The 219-nt window shown below is 61.6% G+C and carries 1 pseudogene; it reads right to left on the reverse strand.

Annotated features, from left to right (window positions below):
- A pseudogene (locus tag JN414_RS16725) lies at window positions 1-219 on the reverse strand (hypothetical protein); the annotation flags it as partial.

Consider the following 219-nt stretch of genomic DNA (forward strand, 5'->3'; position numbering starts at 1 on the left):
TCTGACGACGGATCTTTCAGAAGGCCCCGGACAGGATCGGGCGTCTTCAGGCCCCGGTTGATTCTCACCGGAAGGCGGTCATTGATCCGCCCCGTCAGAGCCGCATCCATCATGCCGGTAGGGTTCAGAAAGGTCAGAGACCCGTAGGAGGAACTGGCCCCCAGGCCGGTGGCGGACAGAGAAAGGCCCCGGTCCAGATCAAACGCCTGACTGACAAAG

Source organism: Gluconobacter sp. Gdi, from assembly GCF_014132155.1.
In the GTDB taxonomy this organism is placed as follows: Bacteria; Pseudomonadota; Alphaproteobacteria; order Acetobacterales; family Acetobacteraceae; genus Gluconobacter.